Annotated in this window: 20 protein-coding genes; 16 read left to right on the top strand and 4 right to left on the bottom strand. The window is 64.2% G+C overall.

Translation table 11 applies throughout. The features are described from left to right. Window positions 1-504: nucleoside hydrolase (locus KQI11_RS09585; RefSeq protein ID WP_216401954.1), on the top strand; the 504-nt coding region annotated here is incomplete at its 5' end. A 178-nt stretch (window positions 505-682) separates the two neighbouring features. On the opposite strand, the gene fba is transcribed toward KQI11_RS09585, so the two are convergent. Both fba and KQI11_RS09575 read right to left on the bottom strand, forming a co-directional pair. Beyond that, window positions 683-1618 carry a class II fructose-1,6-bisphosphate aldolase gene (gene fba, locus KQI11_RS09580; RefSeq protein ID WP_044992674.1) on the bottom strand — a complete coding sequence of 312 codons (936 nt, stop codon included), beginning with the start codon at window positions 1616-1618 and terminating at the stop codon, window positions 683-685. A gap of 113 nt (window positions 1619-1731) precedes the next feature. Beyond that, a complete protein-coding gene (locus KQI11_RS09575) occupies window positions 1732-2667 on the bottom strand; it encodes a DNA-3-methyladenine glycosylase family protein (RefSeq protein ID WP_216401953.1) in 936 nt (311 codons plus the stop codon). Between the two features lie 607 nt (window positions 2668-3274). On the opposite strand from KQI11_RS09575, the gene KQI11_RS09570 reads away from it, so the two are divergent. From KQI11_RS09570 to KQI11_RS09560, 3 genes are all read left to right on the top strand, one after another. Continuing rightward, a complete protein-coding gene (locus KQI11_RS09570; RefSeq protein ID WP_044992675.1) occupies window positions 3275-3532 on the top strand; it encodes a hypothetical protein in 258 nt (85 codons plus the stop codon). A gap of 355 nt (window positions 3533-3887) precedes the next feature. Then, the gene (rlmB, locus tag KQI11_RS09565) at window positions 3888-4652 is read left to right on the top strand and encodes a 23S rRNA (guanosine(2251)-2'-O)-methyltransferase RlmB (RefSeq protein WP_216401952.1); all 765 of its coding nucleotides are present in this window, start codon (window positions 3888-3890) and stop codon (window positions 4650-4652) included. Beyond that, a complete protein-coding gene (locus KQI11_RS09560) occupies window positions 4645-7503 on the top strand; it encodes a hypothetical protein (RefSeq protein ID WP_216401951.1) in 2859 nt (952 codons plus the stop codon). The genes rlmB and KQI11_RS09560 overlap by 8 nt, the downstream gene beginning before the upstream one ends. A gap of 102 nt (window positions 7504-7605) precedes the next feature. On the opposite strand, the gene KQI11_RS09555 is transcribed toward KQI11_RS09560, so the two are convergent. Both KQI11_RS09555 and KQI11_RS09550 read right to left on the bottom strand, forming a co-directional pair. Then, complete coding sequence (locus tag KQI11_RS09555) at window positions 7606-8184, bottom strand: chitin-binding domain-containing protein (protein WP_216401950.1); 579 nt, start codon at window positions 8182-8184, stop codon at window positions 7606-7608. Between the two features lie 5 nt (window positions 8185-8189). Next, window positions 8190-8630 carry a chitin-binding domain-containing protein gene (locus KQI11_RS09550; protein ID WP_216401949.1) on the bottom strand — a complete coding sequence of 147 codons (441 nt, stop codon included), beginning with the start codon at window positions 8628-8630 and terminating at the stop codon, window positions 8190-8192. Between the two features lie 758 nt (window positions 8631-9388). Between KQI11_RS09550 and KQI11_RS09545 the strand changes: the two genes are divergently transcribed. The 12 genes from KQI11_RS09545 to KQI11_RS09490 all read left to right on the top strand — a co-directional run bounded on the left by KQI11_RS09545 (window position 9389) and on the right by KQI11_RS09490 (window position 23124). Then, entirely contained in the window at window positions 9389-11359 is a 1971-nt protein-coding gene (locus KQI11_RS09545) for a hypothetical protein (protein ID WP_216401948.1), read from the top strand. Next, complete coding sequence (locus KQI11_RS09540) at window positions 11356-11985, top strand: hypothetical protein (protein ID WP_216401947.1); 630 nt, start codon at window positions 11356-11358, stop codon at window positions 11983-11985. Before KQI11_RS09545 ends, KQI11_RS09540 begins: the two co-directional genes overlap by 4 nt. A gap of 420 nt (window positions 11986-12405) precedes the next feature. Then, the gene (locus KQI11_RS09535) at window positions 12406-13491 is read left to right on the top strand and encodes a PucR family transcriptional regulator (protein WP_021660332.1); all 1086 of its coding nucleotides are present in this window, start codon (window positions 12406-12408) and stop codon (window positions 13489-13491) included. An 18-nt stretch (window positions 13492-13509) separates the two neighbouring features. Then, on the top strand, window positions 13510-14190 hold the full coding sequence (ftsE, locus tag KQI11_RS09530) for a cell division ATP-binding protein FtsE (protein ID WP_185916359.1): 681 nt from the start codon (window positions 13510-13512) through the stop codon (window positions 14188-14190). Continuing rightward, on the top strand, window positions 14187-15092 hold the full coding sequence (gene ftsX / locus KQI11_RS09525) for a permease-like cell division protein FtsX (RefSeq protein WP_216401946.1): 906 nt from the start codon (window positions 14187-14189) through the stop codon (window positions 15090-15092). Before ftsE ends, ftsX begins: the two co-directional genes overlap by 4 nt. Window positions 15093-15121: 29 nt before the next feature. Then, on the top strand, window positions 15122-16321 hold the full coding sequence (locus KQI11_RS09520; RefSeq protein ID WP_216401945.1) for a murein hydrolase activator EnvC family protein: 1200 nt from the start codon (window positions 15122-15124) through the stop codon (window positions 16319-16321). Between the two features lie 278 nt (window positions 16322-16599). Continuing rightward, window positions 16600-17964, top strand: coding sequence for a S41 family peptidase (locus KQI11_RS09515; protein ID WP_216401944.1), 1365 nt, complete (start codon window positions 16600-16602; stop codon window positions 17962-17964). 162 nt (window positions 17965-18126) lie between these two features. Next, on the top strand, window positions 18127-18882 hold the full coding sequence (locus KQI11_RS09510) for a hypothetical protein (RefSeq protein WP_216401943.1): 756 nt from the start codon (window positions 18127-18129) through the stop codon (window positions 18880-18882). A 98-nt stretch (window positions 18883-18980) separates the two neighbouring features. Next, a complete protein-coding gene (gene greA, locus KQI11_RS09505; RefSeq protein WP_185916354.1) occupies window positions 18981-19457 on the top strand; it encodes a transcription elongation factor GreA in 477 nt (158 codons plus the stop codon). Between the two features lie 117 nt (window positions 19458-19574). Next, entirely contained in the window at window positions 19575-21491 is a 1917-nt protein-coding gene (gene lysS, locus KQI11_RS09500; protein WP_216401942.1) for a lysine--tRNA ligase, read from the top strand. 701 nt (window positions 21492-22192) lie between these two features. Next, window positions 22193-22717, top strand: coding sequence for a YhfC family glutamic-type intramembrane protease (locus tag KQI11_RS09495; protein ID WP_216401941.1), 525 nt, complete (start codon window positions 22193-22195; stop codon window positions 22715-22717). Further along, window positions 22708-23124 (top strand): DUF3887 domain-containing protein, encoded by a 417-nt coding sequence (locus KQI11_RS09490; protein ID WP_216401940.1) that lies wholly within the window; start codon window positions 22708-22710, stop codon window positions 23122-23124. Before KQI11_RS09495 ends, KQI11_RS09490 begins: the two co-directional genes overlap by 10 nt. The last annotated feature ends 27 nt before the right edge of the window (window positions 23125-23151 follow it).

Here is a 23151-nt window from a genome sequence, read left to right as displayed (position 1 = left end):
GGGGCGCACCCCTACCACAACCCCCACACCGTCTGTGCCGAGTTCAACATCATGGTGGACCCGGAGGCGGCCCAGATCGTCTTCTCCTTTGGGGTGCCCATCACCCTGGTGACCCTGGAGGCCTGCGGCGGCGCGGCCGAGCTGGATGACGCCGCCATGGAGCAGATGCGGGAAGCCGGCGAGATCGGCCGGTTCTGCGTGGAATGTAACCGCACCCTGACAGAGCTGGCCCGGGCGCAGGGGGGCGCGCCTTCTCTGGGCCTGCCCGACCCGGCGGCCCTGGCGGTCCTGGCCCGGCCCGACCTGATCCGGGAGAGTTTCCCCGCCCACACCCGGGTGGAGACCCAGGGGGAGTTCACCCGGGGGGCAACCATCTTCTGCCGGCCCGGCAACCTCTACGACCCGGCCTTCGGGGACGAGCCCGCGCCAGAAAACTCCCTGGTGGTCACCGGCCTTGACGTGGCGGGCTTCCACCAGTATCTCTTCGACCGGGTCGCCCTGTGACGGGGCCGCCCACAAGCCTTTCCCATTTTCCATCAGAGAGAGCCGGCCCCCGTCGGGGGCCGGCTCTCTGCCGCTGTTGCTGGGGGAAGGGGAGAAAAGAGGCACCGGCCAGACGGCCGGTGCCTCTTTTTGCACCCCGGGGCGGAAAGCGCCGCCTGCCGGGGGATAGGAGCGGTGGTTAGGCCTTGCCGGCGCAGCCCAAGACGTTGTTGATCTTGTGCTTGACCATCTCGCGGATGGCGTCGCGGGCGGGGGCCAGGTACTGCCGGGGGTCGAAGTGAGAGGGGTTCTCCCACAGGTACTTGCGGACCGCGGCGGTCATGGCCAGGCGCAGGTCGGAGTCGACGTTGATCTTGCAGACGGCCATCTTGGAGGCCTGCAGCAGCATCTCCTCGGGGATGCCGATGGCGTCGGGCATGGCGCCGCCGTACTGGTTGATCATCTCGACAAACTCGGGCACCACGGAGGAGGCGCCGTGCAGGACGATGGGGAAGCCGGGCAGCCGCTGGGACACCTCTTCGAGGATGTCAAAGCGCAACTGGGGCTTCTGGCCGGGTTTGAACTTGTAGGCGCCGTGGCTGGTGCCGATGGCGATGGCCAGGGAGTCGACCCCGGTGCGGGTGACAAAGTCCTGCACCTGGGCGGGGTCGGTGAAGGAGGCCTTGTCGGCGTCGACCTTCACGTCGTCCTCGATGCCGGCCAGCTGGCCCAGCTCGGCCTCGACGGTCACGTCGAACTGGTGGGCGTAGTCTGCCACCTGCTTGGCGACGGCCACGTTCTCCTCGTAGGGGAGGTGGGAGCCGTCGAACATGACCGAGGTGAAGCCGCCGTCGATGCAGCTCTTGCACAGCTCAAAGGAGTTGCCGTGGTCCAGGTGCAGGGCGATGGGGACGCCGGTCTCCTCGACCGCCGCCTCGACCAGCTTGGTCAGGTAGGTGTGGTTGGCGTACTTGCGGGCGCCGGCGGACACCTGCAGGATGACGGGGGCCTGCAGCTCTTTGCAGGCCTCGGTGATGCCCTGCACGATCTCCATGTTGTTGACGTTGAAGGCGCCGATGGCGTAGCCGCCCTCGTATGCCTTTTTGAACATCTCACGGGTATTTACCAGTGGCATAGAAATTCACGCTCCTATTCTTTTGTCGGCCGGTCTCACACGCCGGCCTCCTAGCCCCTAGTATAGCAGACCCGGGGCCGTTTGGAAAGGTGTCTGGGCGCATTTGTCTTTTTTTAGACAGGGGCCGTTCCCCCCGCCGCCCTCCCGGCGGCCCGGCTTTTCAGCGCCCCGGGGCAGAGCCGGCAGTAGTGAAAGAGAAACTGCTGGGCCAGCCCCTCATATCCCCGCAGGTAGCGGGGAAAGCCCTTGGGAAAGAGTTGGGCCATGGCCCGCTTCATCCAGACGTCCATGGGCACCACCTCCCACCGCCCCAGCCCGTAGAGGAGGGCGCAGTCGGCCACCTTGGGCCCCACCCCCCTGATTTGGCAGAGGGCGGCCCGGGCCTCCTCCAGGGGCAGGGCGGCCACCGCGTCCAAGTCGAGCCGGCCTGTGACCACCTGCCCGGCTGCGTCCAAAATGTACTTGGCCCGAAAGCCCGCGCGGATGGGGGCCAGTTCCTCTAGGGTGCAGCGGGCCAGCCGCTCGGCGGTGGGGAAGGTGTGGAGCACGGTCCCCGGCGCGTCGGGGTGGGCCAGGGGCTGCCCCAGCAGGGCGGTGAGGGCGCGGACGATTTTTTGAATGCGGGGGATGTTGTTGTTCTGGGAGAGGATGAAGGAGCAGAGGGCCTCCCACGGGTCCTGCCGCAGCAGGCGGATGCCCGGGGCAAAGGCCACCGCCCGGCGCAGCACCGGGTTGCGGCAGAGCAGCTCTCTGGCCGCCCGGTAGTCCCGGTCCCAGTCGAAGTAGGAGAGGATCGCCCCCTCCTCTCCGGGGCGCAGCCCGGCGAAGACGACGGCGTCCCCCTCCTCCCTGGCGCGGCAGAAGGTGTTCCCCACCACCCCCTGCCACCAGCCCTCTCCGTCCTGCCACCAGCCAAAGCACTGGCCGCACTGCAGGGTGCCCTCCAGGGAGAAGGGCGGTTCTCCCCCCTCCCCGGTGAGGAGGAGGCGGTCCCCCTGCCTGCGGGCGGTGAGCCCGGCGGGTGAGGGGAGGAGCAATTCGGTGGACATACAAAAGACACCTCTTTTCTAAAAAACGGAAAATGAAGGGCGAAGGCCGGGGGCTTGCAGGGACTGATTTCCCCTCTTTTTCGCCATTTGCAGGGGGGCGCAAAAGGGCTTTCCACCGCCCCCGGGCGGCCCTCTGGGAGGCGGCCCGGGCAGGGGAAAAGGGCCGGCAGTCGCCCTGTGCTGTCCCCACTATACCAGAAAAAGGGGTGTTGGAAAACGGAAAATCCCACCGCCGGAGAGGAGAAAATCCGAGTGGATTGGTGGGGTTTAGACAGATTGCACGAAATGTCGGCCGGGGACCACCTCGAAAAACGGCGAAAAAACGGGGCCTTCCCCCCTTGCATTTTGAGGCGATGCAGGCATTGAAATTGCGGCGAAGTTTACATAATATTCACATTCCACCGGGGTGCAGGAGGTTACAAACCCCGGTATTCCACCGTTTCAACCTGTTTTCCACAGAGAGATTCCACACTTTCCACAGGGTTTTCCACTGAAATTATGGAAACCTCCAGCAAATACCACCGGTATAATTCCCGAGAGGTGCATAAATCCCCCGCCGATTTGGCAAACCTAAAGGTGAGAAATGGGCGGAAGGGAGAGATGCCGGGTGGTGCGCGGTGTGAGCAAGCGGGTGGTGGAGATCGTCGGCCAAAAAGAGGACTGTTTTGAGCGGGCCATTGTCATTGTGAGGGGAGAGGCGGACGGCCTGGGCGCCGCCCAACTGCGGCAGAGGGCCACGGGCGCCCTCTCCGGCCTGGTGAGTTACCGGCGGACGGCGCTCTGGCGGGACTGGCTGCTTGTCGGCCTGCGCTACCTGGGGGCCTTTTTGGCCGGGGCGGGGGCCTGTTACTGGCTGATCCACTGACCGAAGCGGCGGGAGGGCGAAGGGACGCCCTCCCCTTTTTTCTCTCCCAAAGGGAGCGGCGCGACCCCGCCGCCCCGCCGAACGCGCCCCCTTTTGGCAGGGGAGGCCCGCGGCGAGGGAGCCGTCGATCGGCCGGGCGCGGCGGACCCGGGACGGGAGGGGTGCGAGCCCCTCTTTTTTTGTCGCACAGGGGCGAAAAAGGCCGCAAAAAATTGAAAGGGGGCAGCCCTCTGTGCTATACTGGTACAGATAGTGAGCCGGCGGCAACAGGGCCGGAACGCCAAACGCCAAACAGAGACACCGCGGTCCCGGCCAACGCCGGGCCGCGAGGGATAGAGAAGCGGGAGAATGAGCGATGTACGATGAATTGGTAGCCGGGCGCAACGCCGTGTACGAGGCGCTCTGCGGCAGCCGGGGGGTGGACTGTGTCTACCTGCAGCGGGGGGCCCGCCCCAAGGGGGTGGCCAAGATCCTGGCCGCCTGCAAGGAGAAGGGGGTCCCCTTCAAAGAGGTGGAGAGGGAGAAGCTCGACGAGATGGCGGGGGAGGTGCCCCACCAGGGGGTGGCGGCCACGGTCGCGCCCATCGCCTACCGCTCCATCGAGGAAATCTTGGAGATCGCCCGGTCGCGGGGAGAGGCCCCCTTTGTGGTGCTCTGCGACGGGATTTTAGACCCCCACAACCTGGGGGCCATCATCCGCACCGCCGAGTGCGCCGGCGCCCACGGGGTCATCCTCCCCAAGCGGCGCAGCGCCCCCCTGTCGGCGGCGGTCTACAAGACCTCGGCCGGGGCCTGCGAACACCTGGCCATCTGCCGGGTGGGGAACTTGGTGCAGGCCATTGAGAGCCTCAAAAAAGCCGGGCTCTGGCTCTACTGCGCCGACATGGACGGCCAGAACTGCCGGGACACCGATTTTGCCGGCGGGGTCGGCCTGGTGGTCGGCAGCGAGGGCGAGGGGGTCTCCAAGCTGGTGAAGGAGCGGTGCGATGTCACCGTCAGCCTCCCCCTGCGGGGGAAGATCACCTCCCTCAACGCCTCGGTGGCCGCGGGGATCGTCCTGTACGAGGTGGCAAACCAGCGGCTGGCCGCCGAGAGGGGAAGGGGGAAGGAACGTGGATAAAAACCGCAAGTACGACACGCTGACCAAAAACGCCCTGGTGGACGAGATCCTCAAACAGGTGCGGGCCAAGCGGGAGCCGGAGGCCCCATCCTCCACCCCTGCGCCCACGCTGCCCCGCCCGGACGGGGAGAAGCGCCCCTCGGCCGCCGAGCTGGTCAGGGAGGTACAGGCCGAGCGGAGCGCTGCCCCCGACCCCCTGCAGGCCGCGTGGGAGAGCCGCCACGCCTCCGCCGGGGGGGAGCGGGAGACCGCCGCCCCGCGGAAACCGGCCCCCCTGCCGGAAGAGCAGGCCCCCGCCTCGAGTGGGGAGGGCGCCGCTGTCCCCGAGGGGGAGGCGGTGGCCCACCGGGAGATCCACCCCTTCTCCGCCCTGCCCCACCGGGAGAGCGCGGTGGACGAGGCCCAGCGCATCAAAAAGGTGGCCAGCTTTTTCAGCGGGGAGGAGACCCCCGAGTCCATCGTCCCCGAGATCGAGGGCCTGCCCCTGGAGCGGGAGCGCCGCCCCAAGAAGAAGCGGTTTTCCTGGGGCCGCGCCGCCCGGGAGGAGACCGCCTCCCCGGCGACGCCCGAACCGGCCGCACCGCCCGCCCCGGCGGGCGAAGAGGAGCCGCCGCGGGAGTCGGTTCCCACCCCCGCCCCCCAGGCGGAGCCGGTCGCCCCTGCCGGGAGTGGGGAAAAATCGACCCCCGTCCCGGCGGCCCCCGCCCCGGCGGAGGGCGAAGGGGAGGGGGAAGGGAGAGAAAAGGCGGTCGACGCACCGGCGGCCCCTGCGTCCGAACAGCAGGAGCGCCGCCCGGCCAGCGAGACCGACGTCTTTCGCGCCATCCGCGAGCCGGTGCCGCTGAACGTCTCCGGCCAGGAGGAGATCTTTGTCGAGCGCAGCGAGAAGCACGCCCGGGAACTGGCAGCGGAGGCCCCCTCCGGCACCTTTGACATCAGCGAGCGGATGGACCGGGAGATGCGCCAGGCGGTGGTCGAGGCCGAGAGCCTGGACACCCGGGAGCTGCTGCGCCGGGCGCGGGCGCCCAAGGTGTCCCAGTTCACCATCGAGCACGGGGCCATCGGCGACGCCGAGGCCTTTACCGGGGAGGAGGAGTCGGCCTACACCCAGGCCGAGGACGAGGAGGACTTTCTCACCGACAAGGACGAGCACACCGCCCTGGAGAAACTGATCTCCCTCAAGGGGAAGCTGAAGATGCGGATGGGCATCACCTTCGCCCTCTTCCTGCTGCTGTGCTACCACAACCTGGTGCCGGTCTTTGGGCTGCCGGTGCCCGCCTTCCTCTCCCCCGGGGAGGGGCCCTATCTCTACCTGGGGCTCAACTTGCTGCTGCTGTTGGCGGGGGTGTTCTGCTGCACCTCCACCGTGGTCAACGGCTTTCTCTACACCTTTACCCTCAAGGGGGACAACGACTCCCTGGTGGGGCTGGCCTTCTTCGGCTGCCTGGTGCAGGCGGCGGTCCTCTTTGCCAACCCCGGCTATCTCAAAAGCCCCGACGTCTTTCTCTACTCGTCGGTGGCCATGTTCTCCCTCTTTTGCAACTGCATGGGCAAGCTCAACATGGTGCACCGGGTGCTGCGCAACTACCGCTTCATCGCCTCGGACAGCGACAAGTACACCACCGAGATGGTGGAGCCGGCCTCCCTGGCGGAAAACATCGTCAAGGACCTGGCCATCCGCGAGCCGGTGCTCTGCTACCGCAAGCGCAGTCAGGTGCTCGACGGCTTTGTCTCCCACAGCTTTTCCGAAGACCCCTCCGACCGCTGGGCGCGGGTGGCGTCGGGCATCTGCCTGGTGCTCTCTCTGGCGGTGGGCTGCGGCCTCTACTTCTTCAAGCAGGACCTGGTGGGGGCGGCGGGGGCCTTCTCCCTGCTGCTTTGCCTGTCGGCCCCCTTCTCTTTGATGTTTGCCTTCAACGTCCCCTTCAGCCGCACTTGCAAGACCCTCAACCGCTATGGCGGGGTGCTGGCGGGCTACTCGGCGGTGGAGCGGCTGTACGACCTCAACGGGCTGGTGGTCAGCGACACCGACCTCTTCCCCCGGGGGAGCGTGCTGCTGCACGGCATCAAGGCCTTCGGTGGGGAGCGGATCGACGAGGCCATCCTCAAGGCGGCCAGCGTCCTCTGCGCCGGGGAGTCCGACCTGAAGCCGGTGTTTATGAAGGTGATCGAAAACCGCACCGACATCCTGCTGCCCTACGACAGCTTTGCCTATGAAAACGCCATGGGCTACTCCTGCTGGATCGAGAACAAGCGGGTGCTGGTGGGCAACCGGGAGCTGATGCGCAACCACGGCATCGATCTGCCCTCGGCCGACTACGAGGCCAAGTACCGCAAGGAGGGGGAGCGGGAGCTGCTCTACCTGGCCACCTCGGGCGAGTTGACGGCCATGTTCGTCCTCAGCTACACCCCCAACGAGCAGGTGGGCCAACTGCTGTCCCGGCTGGACAAGACCGGCGCCCTGATTGCGGTGAAGACCGGCGACCCGGGGCTGACGGTGTCCCGCATCTCCGAGACCTACGGCCTGCCGGAGGACATGTTCACCCTGGTGCACAGCCACACCGCCGCCCAGCTGGACGCCCTGCACGACGACCGGCCGGGGGACTGCGGGCTGACCACCATGGGCTCCTTCCTCTCCTTTGCCCAGGGCATCCTCTGCGCCTTGGGGGCCAAGAGCGGGGTGCTGGCGGCCCTGGTGGTGCAGTTTGTAGGGCTGGGACTGGGGGTGGCCCTGGCGGCCCTCTTCGCCCTCACCGGCGGCGCCGGACAGCTGAGCACCGCGGTGGTGCTGGGATACCAGTTTATCTGGCTGGTGTTGACCGTGGCCCTGCCCGCCCTGAAAAAACAGTGACCTCTGCGGCAAAAAGCCGCGATGCAATAAAAAGAGAGAGGGCGGCTTCCCGTTTGGGGGAAGCCGCCCTCTCTCTTTGTCTGCACGGGCAGGCGGAGCGGTCTATTTGAGCCCGGCTTTTTGCAGGGTCTCGTCGCTCTGGGCGTCGATCCAGGCCTGCAGCCGCTGCTCGGCCTGGGGACAGTGGTACTCGTCGATGACCAGGTCGCCCTTCTGGTCCTTGTAATAGGTGAAGGAAATCTCGTCGCCGGTGCGGATACAGGCACTGGGCTCATAGTCGCTGGCGGGAAAGATGCGGTAGGTGTCGGCGGTGCCCTCAGGCAGGCGGATGGAGTAGGCGGTGTAATATGTCTTGTAGGCCGCACCCTCGCCGCCCAGGTAGTCGCTATTGCTGTAACTGCCGGCGACGACCCCCTCGGCCTGGTGGAGTTCCCGTCCTTCCCAGGCCCGGTCGAGGGCCATCTTTTCGCCGTTTTTGGTGTAGTCGTAGCCGTTGCAGATGAGGTCGACAGGGTCCTCCCCCGGAAAGACGGACACCGAAATCCCTCGGTTTTCATCCAGAACAACGGGCTTTTCTATGAAAGTGTACCAAATCCAGTCCATGATGAGGGGGCGCAGGGCAATCCCCACCACCAGGACGAGGACACAGATGAGAAAGATGAGCCCCTTTTTGTTTTTCACGGCAGTTACCCCCTTTTGAGCCCGGCTTTTTGCAGGGTCTCATCGCTCTGGGCGTCGATCCAGGCCTGCAGCCGCTGCTCGGCCCGGGGACAGTGGTACTCGTCGATGACCAGGTCGCCCTTCTGGTCCTTGTAATAGGTGAAGGAAATTTCGTCGCCGGTGCGGATACAGGCATTGGGCTCATAGTCGCTGGCGGGAAAGATGCGGTAGATGTCGATGGTGCCCTCGGGCAGACGAATGGAGTAGGCCCAGTAGTAGGTTTTGTAGGCAACCCCCTCGCCGCCCAGGTAGTCGCTCTTGCTGTAACTGCCGGTGACGACCCCCTCGGCCTGGTGGAGTTCCCGCCCTTCCCAGGCTCGGTCGAGAGCCATCTTTTCGCCGTTTTTGGTGTAGTCGTAGCCGTTGCAGATGAGGTCGACGGAGTGCTCTCCCGGAAAGACGGACACTGCGACCCCTCGGTTTTCATCCAGAACAACAGGCTTTTCTATAAAAGTGTACCAAATCCAGTCCATGATGAGGGGGCGCAGGGCGACCCCACCACCAGGACGAGAATGCAGATGAAAAAGATGAGCCCCTTTTTGTTTTCACGGCAGTTTTCCTTCTTTTATCAGTATAACAGGGGGATAGCAGAAAAGATATGGAATATCTGCACATTCCGGCTCTTTTTGAACTATTAAAAACTACAAATTGATATTATTTTATATAATATGATTGATTTTTTCTTCAAAAGGACTATGCTGGGTACAGGGAGATAATTCCGTTGGACGGAGAGATTGGACGGTAGCTGGCGTTCTGCCGCTTTTATCTGGGAGAGGCAATCAGGGCGCCAGGTGGCTTGGGGTGCGGGTGTCTGCAGTGGTGGCGCTTCCCGCCTTTTCGCCCCGCCGACAGTGCGAGCGCCCATGGGGAGCGGCTGAAAAGTGCTCTTTGCCGATGCCCGCCATTGGGGAGGTCCAAAATGGTTTGACCTCACAGATCAGTTCGGTGGGTGGGCCGCAGGGAGTAGCCTTTGACGTGCTCGCCCCGTTTCCGGGGGGACGCTGTTTGGACGGTCTGCCAATCTCTGCCATTGGCGGAAAGCGTTGCGTTGGCACCGACAGCCGAAGGGGTTGGGGGTGCCTGCTGTCCCTGACGAGTAGAAAGCAAATGAGAGGGGAGGCGCTGCTTTGGCGGCGCCTCCCTATTTTGAAAGGGGATGGGCCTGGTGAAGAGGCTGGTTTGTTTGACGGTGCGGCGGTTTCGCAAAAAATCTCTGCTCTTTGCGGTGATCCTCTCCCTGGCGGCAGCCCACTTTCAGTGCCTGTCCTACCTTGGCGGGCCATTTTCAAAATACGCGGTGGAAGCGGTCAACCCGTCGATGGTCAATACCATGACACTGAGCTACTCCCTGGTGCCCTTTCTCTTCTGCCTCTTCATCGGGTATGAGTTGAGCGAGGGGATCCGCGCCGAAAATCTGCAGGAGGTCTGGGGGACCGGCAGAAACGGCCTGGGGCGGGTGGTATTGGCCCATCTGCTGGTACTGGCGGGCTTTGCCTTCCTGCTGACCCTGCAGTACGGGGGGTACAACCTCTACGCCTGCCTGCGCTACCAGGGGGCCACGGCGGGGTACGGGCTCAACCTGCTGGGCGCGCACCTGCTCTACCTCTTCCTGCCCTGCTTTGCGGCCTGTCTCATGGGAACGGTTCTGGCCCTTTTTGCCGGGCGCTACACCGCCTACGGGGTGATGGTGCTCGTCGGCTACCTCTCCTCCAGCCTCTTTGCCGAACTGCTGGAGGTGGTCAATGTCTTCGGAGGGAGGGCTGCCGGGCGGTTGCTGACCCTCTTCACCCTGCCCTTCCAGAGTCGGTCGCTCTTGGACGAGGACTACGGCTTTGGCCTGGAGGGATACCGGTTTTTCCGGGTCGCCTTCTGGCTCCTGTTGCTGGCGGGCCTTTTCTGGCTGGGCTGCCGGATGCGGCGGCGCTGGCCCGCGCTGCTGTGCGGGGGGCTGACGGTCCTCTGCGTCGGGGGCTTCTTTTTCCGCGGGTCGGCCTTGGTGCGGGAAAACGGACCGGACAGAACGTCTGACCTCCTCTACTCCTATTACGAGAAAAATCCCACTCGGAACCAGCCGGCGGACTTCGCCGTTTGCTCCTGTGACCTGAAGCTGAAAATCACCGACCGGCTCAAGGGGACGGCCACGCTTGCGGTGGAGAAAAACGAGGTGGGGGCGGACTGCCGCTTCACCCTCTACCACGGCTACAAGCTCACCTCCCTCACCGACGGGGCGGGCGACCCCCTGGATTACAAGCGGGAGGGCGACTACCTGACGATCTACCCTCCTGCGGGGGAGCGGTTGGAGGAGCTGGTTTTTCAGTACAGGGGCGAGGGTGGGCTCTCCTACTCCAACCGGCAGGCGGTCTTTCTGCCGGCGGGGTTTGGCTACTACCCCCTGGAGGGGTGGGTACCCCTGTATGAAGAGAACGAGGTGCCCTTTGCCGCCGTGGGGGCGGAGAAGGACTTCACCTTACAGGTGTCGGCCTTCTGCCCGCTGGAAGTCTCCCTTCCCCCGGCGGAGAAGGGGTATGCCGGGCGCACCCAGGGGGTGACCCTGCTGGGTGGACTGGTGACCCACGGGGACTGCGGGGGGATGGAGCTGGTGAGCGCCTCCCTCTCCCACCGCATGGGGAACATCTTCTGGGACGAGTACCAGAGCCGGCTGGACGCGGCCGCCCAGCTGGGGTTTGACTTCTCCGACAAGCTAAAAGACAAACCGGTCTTTCTCACCGACCAGTCCGACTGGGCGAACTACACCCCCTTTGTGGAGTTCTCCGACCACTATCTCTGCCGTGTCCCGCCCATGCGGTGGGTGGCGGACGAATTCGTCCACCAGGCGCTGGCGGACGCGCCGGAGAAGGAGAAGGTGGCGCAGACGGCCATCTTACTGCTGGACGAGCGCACCCGCAAGGCGTTCGAGGTCAACTGCGTGGGGGCGGGGCTGCCGGAGCCGATGCTGGGGGTCATCGACCTGGACAGGTGCGGCGGCTGGACGGTGGTGCAGCCCTTTGGCGAGGCGGTGTTCCGCCTGGGGGAGGAGCCGGTGATCGCCCAGGTGAAGGCCTACCTGGCCGACGGGACCGACACCCGCACCGCCCTGGAATTTTTGAATGACCTGCGCAGGGGGGCGGAGGGATGAACCGATTGTGTTACTGGAAGATGCGGGGGATGGGCTGGTGGTACCTGCCGCCGCTGATCGCCCTCTGGCTGGTGCTGCCAGGGATGCTGGCCGTCTGGTACCACCAGGACCCGCTTTTGGCCGCCACCAGCTACCTGCGCCTCTGCGAGCAGGTGATCCCCCTCTTTTCAGTCTGGTGGCTGGTGATGGCCCGCAAGGAGGAGCTCACCGGCGACGGGCGGGAGCTGCTCTACATCTACGGGGGCTACCGGGGCCGGCTGGGGCCGGTCCTCTTCACCCTGATCTGGTACCTCCTCCACGCGGCCCTGCCGGTGGCGGCGGGGGTCTGGCTGCTGCCGGAGATGGGGGCGGAACACCTGGTCAAGACCGGGGCGCAGGTCCTCTTTGTCTGGGGGCTCTGCCTGCTGCTGATGGAGCTCCTGCGCTCCCTGGCGGTGCCGCTGCTCCTCTGCGCGGCCTACTGCTTTGGCGCCTATCTGCTGGAGCGGGAGGTCATGGAGCAGACGACCATCTTTTTCGACGTGCACACCGGCCCCACCTTCTGGCCCAAGTGCGGGGCCATTGCGGCGGCGGGGCTGCTGCTGGCGGCCCTGGGGTGCTGGGGCCTGCGGCGGATGCGGGAGTGAAGGGGCCTTAGAGAGGGCGCAGGCAGCCTTTCAGCGGTCTCTCCCCTCCAAAAGCGGGGGAGAAGAGCCCCCAAAGACGAGTGAAGAAAAGCCGGGCGGATCCGCCCGGCTTCCTCTTTTTCCCTGTAAAACCGCTATTTTACCCCCCTGCCGTTCACAGAACGTTAAAATTGCAGTCACAATTGTAAACTATACTGCCAATTGCAGGGGTGATTCCCTCTGTTCGCTTTAGTATTGCACAATTTCGTGAAATATCTTCGCGTTTTATATTGCACAAATACCAAAAGCTGTGTACAATATAGATAATATGGTTTGGCAATACTGGCATTTTCCACAATGGAGGTGGCCGGGTCCCCCGCCCCAAGCGGGGCCCTTTTGCCGCCAGGGCCATGCACCTTCGGAAAAGAGAGGAATCGCACTATGTCTAACAGATTATTTCAGGGCATCATCCACCAGATGAAAGACACGGTGGACCGGGTCATCGGTGTGATCGATGACAAGGGGAACGTCATCTCCTGCAGCGAGCTGACCAAGATCGGCGACGTGTTTGAGGGCTGCAATCTGCAAAATGCCAATTTGAAGGAGTGCTTTGTCAAAGAGGGCTATACCTTCAAGCCCTTTGGCACCAACGAAAAGGGCGACTACGCCGTCTTCGTGGCCGGCATCGACGACATCTCCGCCAGCTATGCAGGGCTCTTGACGGTGGCGCTGACGAGCATCAAGCAGTACCACGACGAGAAGTACGACCGCAACAACTTCATCAAAAACGTCATCCTGGACAACATCCTGCCCGGCGACGTCTACGTGAAGGCGCGGGAGCTGCACTTTGGCACCGACGCCCACCGCATCGTGCTGTTGGTGCGCACCGTGGGCAAGACCGAGGTCTCGGCCTACGACGTAATCGTCAACCTCTTCCCCGACAAGCAGAAGGACTTCATCTTCAACATCTCCGAGACCGACACCGTCATCGTCAAGGAGATCCACCCCGACATCGAGACCAAGGACATTGAGAAGCTGGCCCGCAGCATTGTGGACACCCTCTCCAGCGAGTTCTACATCCGCTCCTTTGTGGGCATCGGCACCGTGGTCACCGGCATCAAAGACCTGGCCCGCTCTTTTAAAGAGGCCCAGGTGGCGCTGGAGGTCTCCAAGGTGTTCGACGCCGAGAAGACCATCGTCTCCTTTGACAAGCTGGGCATCGCCCGGCTGATCTACCAGCTGCCCACCACCGTCTGCGAGATGTTCCTCAAAGAGGTGTTCCAAAAGGGTTCCATCGACCAGCTGGACCAGGAGACCCTCTTCACCATTCAGCGGTTTTTCGAGAACAACCTCAACGTGTCCGAGACCTCGCGGGGGCTGTTTGTCCACCGCAACACCCTGGTCTACCGGCTGGAAAAAATCAAAAAACTCACCGGGCTGGACCTGCGGGAATTCGATCACGCCATTGTCTTCAAGGTGGCCTTGATGGTCAAGAAATATCTGAACTCCAACCCTGTGAAATACTGATATTGAGGCAGTTTTTACATGATTGAATTCAAAAATGTGTCCAAGGTGTACCCCAATGGCACCTACGGGCTCAAGGACGTGAGCGTCCGCATCGACGACGGGGAGTTTGTCTTTGTCCTGGGTGCGTCCGGCGCGGGCAAGTCCACCTTTTTAAAACTCATTATGCACGAGGAAAAGGTGACCTCCGGCGAGCTGGTGGTCAACGGCTTCTCCCTGGCCGGGCTCAAGCAGCGGGAAGTGCCCAAGCTGCGCCGGTCCATGGGCATCGTCTTTCAGGACTTTCGCCTGATTCCCTCGATGAACGTCTACGACAACGTGGCCTTTGCCCTGCGGGTGACCGACACCCCCTACCGGGAGATCCGCAAGCGGGTCCCCTTTGTGCTGGATCTGGTGGGGCTCATCCACAAGGCAAAGAACATGCCCAACGAGCTCTCCGGCGGGGAGCAGCAGCGGGTGGCGCTGGCCCGGGCCCTGGTCAACAAGCCGGCCCTCATCATCGCCGACGAGCCCACCGGCAACATCGACCCTGAGATGTCCATGGAGATCGTGGACATGCTCGACTCCATCAACAAGGTGGGCACCACCATTTTGATGGTCACCCACGAGCACGAACTCATTCGCCGGTACGACCACCGGGTCATCACCATTGAGGGCGGTTCGATTTTGAGCGACCGGCCGGATTGGAGGGATGCGCGGTGAAGGGAAGCGGAACGGGATACTTAGTCAAAACCGGAGTCAAGAGCATCTGGCAGAACAAGCTGATGAGTCTGGCCTCCATCGCCGTGCTCAGCGCCTGCCTGATGATTTTGGGGGTCGCGGCCCTCTTTTCGGTCAACATGGGCGAGGCCCTGGCCTATGTGGAGAGCCAAAACGAGATCGTGGTCTTTATCGCCGAGGAGGCCACCGACGAGGAGCGGGCCGATTTGGAGGCGCTGGTGGCCAGTACCGGCAACATCGAGAGCTACCAGTACATCTCCAAGGAGGACGCCCTCAAAGAGACCAAGGAGGAGTTCGGCCCCGATTCGGCCCTGCTGGACGGGCTGGAGGAAGACAACCCCCTCCCCGCCTCCTACCGCATCAAGCTGCAAAACCTCGACTACATGTACGACACCGTCTCCACCTTCCAAAAGGCCCCCGGGGTCGAGACGGTCAGCTATCCCCAGGACGTGGCGGAGACCATCGTCTCGCTGAAGAACATGGTCAGCATCTTTGGCATCGCCATCATCGCCGTCTTTGTGGCGGTGTCCCTGGTCATCATCTCCAACACCATCCGCCTGACGGTGTTCGCCCGCCGGCGGGAGATCAACATCATGAAGTACGTGGGGGCCACCAACGGCTTCATCCGGCTGCCCTTTGTGGTGGAGGGGATGTTCATTGGCCTGCTGGCCGCCCTCATCGCCTACTTCGCCGTCTGGGGCGGGTACCAGGGGATCATGAACATGATCATGGGCACCACCTCCCAGTTCTTGCAGTCCATGGCCGACAGCCTCATCCCCTTTGGCGAGATCTGGTACTGGGTGCTGGCCGGCTTTGCCCTCACGGGGATGGGGACCGGCGCCCTGGGCAGCGTGCTCTCCATCCGCAAACACCTAAAAGTCTGATTGTTTTTTGAATGAAGGAGGTCTTTCCCATGCATCGAACCCACAGAAAAAAGGCGTTGGTGTCCCTGCTGCTGGCCCTCGCCATCACCCTGGCGGGGCCCTTTGGCGGAACGCAGACGGCCAAGGGCGCGTCGGTGGACGACCTCAACTCGAAATACGACCAGCTCGACGACAAGATCAACGACCTGCAAGACAGCATCAACGACCTGAAAAACTCCAAGTCGGAGGCCCAGGCCCAGAAGGAGCAGCTGGACGAGCAGCTCTCCCTGGTGCGCCAGCAGGTGGCGGTGCTGGAGGACAAGATCGCCGCCCTCAACACCCAGATCTCCGAGAAAGAGGCGTTCATCACCCAGAAAGAAGAGGAGATCGCCGACAACGAGGAGCTCTTCCGCAAGCGGCTGCGGGCCCAGTACATGTCCCCCCGGACCGACGGGCTCACCGCCATCCTCGGGTCGGAGGACTTCAGCCAGATGCTCGTGAAGATGGACACCATGACCCGCATCGCCGACCACGACAAGCAGCTCATCGAGCAGCTGGAGCGGGAGAAGCAGGAGATCGTGGACGCCAAGAACGAGCTGGCTGCCAACAAGGCGGACATCGAGGCCTCCAAGTCCCTGCTGGACGCCAAAAAGGCCCAGTTGGCCCGCCAGGCTGAAGAGGTGGGCAACAGCATCTCCTCTCTGGAGGACCAGCAGGCCATGAACGAGAAGCAGGTGGCCCAGTACCGCTCTGAGCAGAAGGCGGTGCAGCAGCAGATCGCCGATCTGCTGGCCTCCTATGAAAATTCGGGCGACACCATGGGCGACAAGTACGTGGGCGGCCAGTTCCAGTGGCCGGTGCCGGGGTACTACCACATCTCGGCCCCCTACGGCAAGTCGGCGGCCTACGGGTGGGAGTTCCACACCGGCATCGACATCTCCCGCGGCAGCCAGGCCAGCATCTACGGCAAGCCCATCGTGGCCGCCAACGACGGCAAGGTGGCGGTGGTCCGCTACGGCAACACCGGCTACGGCAACTACGTGATGATCGACCACGGCGGCAGCCTCTACACCCTGTACGGGCACACCAGCTCGATTGCGGTGAAACAGGGGCAGTACGTCAAAAAGGGGCAGACCATCGCCTACGTGGGCAGCACCGGGAACTCCACCGGGCCCCACCTGCACTTTGAGGTGCGCAAGGGCATCAGCTACGGCAGCGACGTCAACCCCATGCCCTACCTGCAGAGTTAACGCATAGAGTCCGCCCCCGCAGGGCGGTGAGAGAGGGCCGGTTTTGCCGGCCCTCTTTTGCGCGCGGGGCGGCCCCGGCGCGATTGGGGCTGTACCCCAGGGGGCAGGATGTGCTATAATGTGATAAATATCGTTTGTTTTCACCGGGTGCGCCTGCGCGCTCCCCTGTCTCGGCTGTGCCGGGGCGGGGGCGGCCGGCGCCCCTGGCTTGCACGCGGCCGCAGCGGCCGCGATCCCGCCCGCGCCCTTTGCCGCGGGCAGAGAAGGCGGTTTTGTCTATGAACAAGAAAGTTTCTGTGGGGGTCCTCATCTCCCTGCTGGCCATGGTCTGCGCCCTGACCTTCACCATCACCATGGTCCTCTCCATCGGGCTGTTTGACAACAAGATGAACTCCACCAAGAGCCGGGAGGCCATGTACTCCAAAATTTCCGAGGTGGACACCTACGTGCGGGACAACTACGTGGGGGAACTGGCCGACCAGAGCCTGATGGACGCCATGCTCAAGGGCTATGTCAGCGGGATGGGGGACAAGTACGCCCGCTACTACACCGTGGAGGAGTGGAACAGCATCGAGTCCACCTTCAATGGCGCGGTCACCGGCATCGGGGTGGCGGGGAAGGCCGACACCTCGGGCTATATTCGGGTGACCAAGGTCTACGACGGCTCCCCCGCCAAAGAGGCCGGCATCGAGAAAAATGACCTGATCATCGCCGTGGACGGGCAGGACGTGCTGGCCATGGGGGTCACCAAGGCCATGGCCCTGATCCAGGGCGACCCGGGCTCCAAGGTCAAGGTGGACTTTCAGCGCGACAGCGTGAAAAACAGCGTGGAGATCATCCGCAAGAGCATCACCGTCCCCTCGGTGGAGTACCAGAACCTGGACGGGGTGGGCTACATCCGCATCTTTGAATTCAACAACACCACCGCCTCCCAGTTCGACTACGCCCTCAACCAGCTCAAGAGCGCCGGGGCCAGGAGCCTGATCTTCGACGTGCGGGACAACTCCGGCGGCCTGACCAAGGTCACCGCCGAGATCCTGGACACCCTGGTGCCGGAGGGGACCATCCTCTCGGCCGAGTACAAGAGCGGGGAGCAAAAGACCCTCTACACCTCGGGCAAGAGCGAGGAGACCCTGCCCATGACGGTCATCGTCAACGAGAACACCGCCTCGGCCGCCGAGATGTTTGCCGCTGTGCTGCGGGATTTCGGCAAGGCCAAGCTGGTGGGGACCGGCACCTACGGCAAGGGGGTCATGCAGGAGTACAAGCAGCTCTCGGACGGGTCGGGCATCGACATCACCGTGGCCTACCTGGTCCCCCCCTCCGGGGAGAAGTTCAACGAGACCGGGCTCAAGCCCGACTACAAGGTGACCCTCAGCACCCAGCAACAGCAGCAGGCCCACATGCTCACCGTTGAGACCGACCCCCAAATCAAAAAGGCCATCGAGGTGGTGAGCGCCGGGAACAATGCCCAGGGCGGCGCCAACTCCTCCTCTTCTGCCCCCTCCTCCGAGGGACAGGAGGAGGGCCAGCCGGAAGGCGGCGAGGGCGAAGGCGGGAGCAGCGCCCCGGAGGGCGAGTCCTCCGACAGCGGCGAGGGGCAGGAGGCCGCCTGCGGTCCCCGCAGCTGGTACGCCCTTTAAAACAAATAGAGAGATCCGCCCCTTCTCCCCCGCGGAGAGGAGGGCGGATCTTTGGCGTCACAGGGCGGGGAGGCCGCGCCCTTATAGCCCCCTTTTTCGCCGGAAAAGGGGGGAATACCCCCCGCCGCCCCCTCGTATACTGGGAAAAAGGAGGGATGGCGGATGGTGGTGCTGTTGCGGGCCGACGAGAGGCCGTTTCCCCGCAACCTCTTTGCCCGGGTGAAGTGTGAGCCCCTGCGGGAGAAGGGCTATCTCCTGCACCGGGTCACCTACCCCAGCAGCCGCAAGCTGCAGGCCTTTTTGCGGGCCCAGGAGGGGCCGGTCTACACGGTGGGGGAGGAGGAGCCGGACCCCGCCTTTCGCCGCAGCCTGGTGGAGGGGGCAGCGGAGCGGCTGCTCGCCCTGTTGGGGGATGAGGCCTGCCGCCTGCGGCTGCTGCTGTGCGACAGGGAGGGGGCTTGCCGGGAACTGGTGGCCCGCTGCCTGCGCCGGGTCAACACCCTGACGGTGGCCACTGACCAGGTGGAGGAATATCGCGCCTTTGCCGAGGAACACTTTCTGCAGACCGGGGCGCTGTTTGCCGTCTCCCCCTGGGCGGAGGCCGAGAGGACCCTCGGCCAGAGCGGCGGCGCGGTGCTGGTGCTCAACCCCCTGCGGGAGGAGGTGCGGGCGCCGGACTGCATCGCCCTGGGGGGCGGGGGCGGCATCGGCGTGGAGCCGGCCGAGTGCGCGGGGCTGCCGCTGGACTGGGTCTGGGCCCTCTGCCGGGACGGGCAGGTGGAGCCCGCCTACCTCTTTTGCGACGAGTGGGAGGTCTCCGCCAAGCGGCGCATCTCCCTGGGGGAGCTGGCGGAGTACGTGCGCCGCCAGTGCGTCCCCGCCCGGGCAGAGACCGCCGGCGGGGGGCGGGGGCGGTGAGAAATCCGCCTTGACATTGGCAGTCCCACTCCCTATAATATATATATTGCCTTGGCGTGCCCAGGTGCCCGCCGTTTACGGAAAGGAAGAAGAAACCATTGGATAAGCAGCTTATCGTGACCGAAGAAGGTCTCAAAAAACTGGAAGACGAGCTGGAGCAGCTGAAGACGGTTCGCCGGCAGGATGTGGCGGAGAAAATCAAGGTTGCCCGTTCTTTTGGCGACCTTTCGGAAAACAGCGAGTACGACGAGGCCAAGAACGAGCAGGCCATGGTGGAGGCCCGGATCGCCCAGCTGGAGCAGCGGTTGAAAAACGTGCGGGTGCTGGACGAGGACGACATCGGCACCGACCACGTCAACGTGGGCTCGGTGGTCAAATGCGCCTGTGACGCCTACGAGGGGGAGGACAACTTCACCATCGTCGGCTCGACCGAGGCCGACCCCCTGTCGGGGAAGATCAGCGACGAGTCGCCGGTGGGCAAGGCCCTGATGGGCCACCAGCAGGGCGACACGGTCGAGGTGGAGCTGCCCAGCGGCCAGCTGGTGCACTACACCATCGTGAAGATCGGCAAATAGTGCCCCGCCCCGCCGGTCAAGCGGCGGAGAGCCAAACAGTTGGGTTGCAAGGAGCGGAGCGAGGAGCCCGCTCCTTTTTTAGAGAGAATCGAGAGGACGAAAAAGGGGGATTTTTTCGTGGAAAATGAGAGAGCAGTAAGCGCCCCGGCAGAGGGCAGCGAGCTGGCGGTGCGCCGCCAGAAGCTCGAGCGGCTGAAGGCGGAGGGGCGCGACCCCTTTGTCATCACCAAGTTTGAGGTGAGCGCCCACGCCGCCGACATCCAGCGGGATTTTGAGCGGATGGAGGGGCAGATCGTCTCGCTGGCCGGGCGGCTGATGGGCCGCCGGGACATGGGCAAGGCCAACTTCATCGACCTGCAGGACAAGACCGGCCGCATCCAGATCTTCGCCAACATCGGCGGCCTGGGCGAGGAGGCGTTTGCCGAGTTCAAAAAGTGGGACATCGGCGACATCATCGGCCTGACCGGCGAGGTGTTTCGCACCCGCCGGGGGGAGATCTCGGTCAAGGCCCAGAAGATGACCCTCCTCTCCAAATCCCTGCAGCCGCTGCCCGAGAAGTTCCACGGGCTGACCGACACCGACACCCGCTACCGCCAGCGCTACATCGACCTGATCATGAACCAGGACGTGCGGGAGACCTTCGTCAAGCGCTCGGCCATCATCCGTGAGATCCGCAACTTCCTGGACAGCCAGGACTTTGTGGAGGTGGAGACCCCCATGCTGGTCGCCAACGCCGGCGGCGCCGCCGCCCGGCCCTTCTCGACCCACTACAACGCCTTGGACGAGGACATCAAGCTGCGCATCTCGCTGGAACTCTACCTCAAGCGGCTGATCGTCGGCGGGCTGGACCGGGTCTACGAGATCGGGCGGGTCTTCCGCAACGAGGGGCTGGACACCCGCCACAACCCCGAGTTCACCCTGATGGAGCTCTACCAGGCCTACACCGACTACAACGGGATGATGGATCTGACCGAGAACATGTTCCGCCACGTGGCGCAGAAGGTCTGCGGCACCACCCTCATCCCCTACGCCGAGGCCATGATCGACCTGGGCAAGCCCTTTGAGCGGATGACCATGACCGAGGCGGTGAAGAAGTACGCCGGCGTCGACTTCGACCAGGTGCCCGACACGGCGGCCGCCAAAAAGCTGGCCGACGAGCGGGAGCTGCACTACGAGGAGCGCCACACCAAGGGCGACATCCTCAACCTCTTCTTCGAGGAGTATGTGGAGGAGCACCTGATCCAGCCGGTGTTCATCATGGACCACCCGGTGGAGATTTCCCCCCTGACCAAGAGAAAGCCGGACAAGCCCGACTATGTGGAGCGCTTCGAGCTCTTCATCTACGGGCGGGAGATGTGCAACGCCTACTCCGAGCTCAACGACCCGGTGGACCAGCGGGAGCGCTTTGCCGCGCAGGAGAAGCTGCTGGCCCAGGGGGACGAGGAGGCCAACCACACCGACGAGGACTTCCTCACCGCGCTGGAGATCGGCATGCCCCCCACGGGCGGCATCGGCTACGGCATCGACCGGCTGGTGATGCTGCTGACCAACTCTCCGGCCATCCGGGACGTGCTCCTCTTCCCGACCATGAAATCCATCGGCGGCGAGAAGAAGACCGCTGCCGCCCCCTCTGCGGCGGCAGCGCCGGCGGAGAAGATCGACTTCTCCCAGGTAAAGGTGGAGCCGATTTTCGAGGAGATGGTGGACTTCGAGACCTTCAGCAAGTCGGATTTCCGCGCGGTAAAGATCGAGGCCTGCGAGGCGGTCCCGAAGTCGAAGAAACTGCTCAAGTTTACCCTCAACGACGGGACAGACCGCAAGCGGACGATTTTGAGCGGCATCCACGAGTACTACGAGCCGGAGGAGCTGGTCGGCAAGACCGCCATCGCCATCGTCAACCTGCCGCCGAGAAAGATGATGGGCATTTCCTCCGAGGGGATGCTGATTTCTGCGGTCCACGAACAGGACGGCCGCGAAGGGCTGAACCTGCTGATGGTGGACGACCGGATCCCGGCGGGCGCAAAGCTGTACTAAAGGCGTCCCGCTTGGCGTCGCCCCTCCCCATTTGCGCCGAACAATAAAAAGCCAACTTCCCGCTGCCCGTAGGGGCGGCAAAGGGCGGGCCTGCCCCGGCGGTGAGCCGCGGGGACAGACCCGCCTTTTTTGGCGCCCGATGAGGGGCGCTAGCTGCGGTGAGGATCGACAGCACCCATTTGCCCCGGCGTTTGGCAGCCCCTCGGCCGCCCTTTTTGGGGTGCAGCCCCCCTTTGTTTATGGTATAATGACCATAAAGTCCAGTATACCGAAGATGGCCGGGCAGGTGTGCAAACGCCGTTTGCCCCCTGCCCTATGGACCAAAATGCCGCTGTGCGCCCGGCTCTTGCGGCGCCCTGACCGCATGGCGGCTGTGATGCCGTTTGTGCGCAGGGCTCTCTGCGCCTTTGGCGCTTCCGACCCGGTGCGCACTGTGAAGAGGGCGTGGGGCCGAGGGCGGCCGGAAAACCGGCCGGGTCGGCATTCGGCCCAGAACAGCAAAAGGGGGGAGCGACCGTGGCGGCGCTGGCAATGACATTCACCTTGGCGGTGTCGGTGGGGCTGCCCCTGGGGGCGCTTTTCTACCTGCTGGCGCGACGGCGGGCCCTCCTTCGTCCCTTCTTGGCCGGGGTGGGGACCTTTCTCTCTTTCAACTGCTGCTGCGCATCCCCCTGCTGGGTTGGCTTAGGGAATGGGATGGGTTGGCCCTGCTGGCCTTTCGCAGCCCCTGGCTCTACGCTCTCTTCCTGGCCCTCACCGCCGCCCTCTTTGAGGAGGGGGGCCGCTATCTGGCGGCCCGGCTGCTGCTGAAAGGGCGCACCGGCTGCGGCGAGGCAATGGCCTTCGGCCTGGGCCACTGGGGGCTGGAGGCCCTGTCCCTGGTGGGGCTGCCCCTCCTCCTCTCCCTTTTGGCGGCCCCAGGTCTGACCCTGGCCGCCGGGGCTGGGGGGCTCTTGGCGGCAGGGGTGGAGCGGGTGGCTGCCCTGCCGGTCCACCTGGCGGCCACCCGCTTGGTCTTTGCCGGGGTGCGCAGGCATCGGGCGCTCCCGCTGCTGGCGGCGTTTGCCCTGCACACCCTGGTGGACCTGTTGGCCGCCCTGGGCTCCCTGGCGGGGCTGCCCCTCTGGGGGATCGAGGGCGGACTGCTGGCGGTGGCGGCGCTGCTCGCCGCCTGGATGATCGGGGACCGGAGGAGAGAGAGGAAGGGGAAGAGAGGATGCAGGTGAAAAAATGGCTGGGGACCGCCCTGGCGCTGGTGTTCGCCCTGGGCTGCCTGAGCGGCTGTGGCGGCAAACTGCCCGAGGGGTTTTCGCGCGACGAGGTGATCGCCCAGGCCAAGGCCGCCTCCCAGCTGCTGGAGGAAGAGGACTACCAGGGGCTGGTGGCGTGCTGGCGGCCGGACCTTCGGGACGACCAGCTGGAAGAGAAGCTGCGCCAGGCCTGGGAGGGGCTGGGCGGCCCCGAGCTGGGAGAGCGCAGCGAGTACACCGCCGAGGAGGTGGTGGGCAGGGAGGACGACGGCGGCGAGCCCTATGTGGTGGTGCTGCTCATCGCCAAGTACGAGCGGGGAAAGGTGCAGTACACCATCAGCCTCGACAAAGAGGGGCAGCTGGTGGGCTTTTACCTCAAATAAAATAGGACCGAGAAGAGAGACAGGGGG

It is taken from the genome of Acetanaerobacterium sp. MSJ-12, from assembly GCF_018917875.1.
In the GTDB taxonomy this organism is placed as follows: domain Bacteria; phylum Bacillota; class Clostridia; order Oscillospirales; family Ruminococcaceae; genus Bittarella; species Bittarella massiliensis.
Note: the sequence above shows the minus strand (reverse complement) of the source record. Positions and strands in the feature narration are given on the sequence as shown.

Excerpts from the sequence above, each read along its gene's own strand:
- fba (WP_044992674.1), bottom strand. The coding sequence starts at position 1,618 with ATGCCACTGGTAAATACCCGTGAGATGTTCAAAAAGGCATACGAGGGC.
- KQI11_RS09575 (WP_216401953.1), bottom strand. The coding sequence starts at position 2,667 with ATGTCCACCGAATTGCTCCTCCCCTCACCCGCCGGGCTCACCGCCCGC.
- rlmB (WP_216401952.1), top strand. The coding sequence starts at position 3,888 with ATGTACGATGAATTGGTAGCCGGGCGCAACGCCGTGTACGAGGCGCTC.
- KQI11_RS09540 (WP_216401947.1), top strand. The coding sequence starts at position 11,356 with ATGAACCGATTGTGTTACTGGAAGATGCGGGGGATGGGCTGGTGGTAC.
- KQI11_RS09535 (WP_021660332.1), top strand. The coding sequence starts at position 12,406 with ATGTCTAACAGATTATTTCAGGGCATCATCCACCAGATGAAAGACACG.
- ftsE (WP_185916359.1), top strand. The coding sequence starts at position 13,510 with ATGATTGAATTCAAAAATGTGTCCAAGGTGTACCCCAATGGCACCTAC.
- KQI11_RS09520 (WP_216401945.1), top strand. The coding sequence starts at position 15,122 with ATGCATCGAACCCACAGAAAAAAGGCGTTGGTGTCCCTGCTGCTGGCC.
- KQI11_RS09515 (WP_216401944.1), top strand. The coding sequence starts at position 16,600 with ATGAACAAGAAAGTTTCTGTGGGGGTCCTCATCTCCCTGCTGGCCATG.
- KQI11_RS09510 (WP_216401943.1), top strand. The coding sequence starts at position 18,127 with ATGGTGGTGCTGTTGCGGGCCGACGAGAGGCCGTTTCCCCGCAACCTC.
- KQI11_RS09490 (WP_216401940.1), top strand. The coding sequence starts at position 22,708 with ATGCAGGTGAAAAAATGGCTGGGGACCGCCCTGGCGCTGGTGTTCGCC.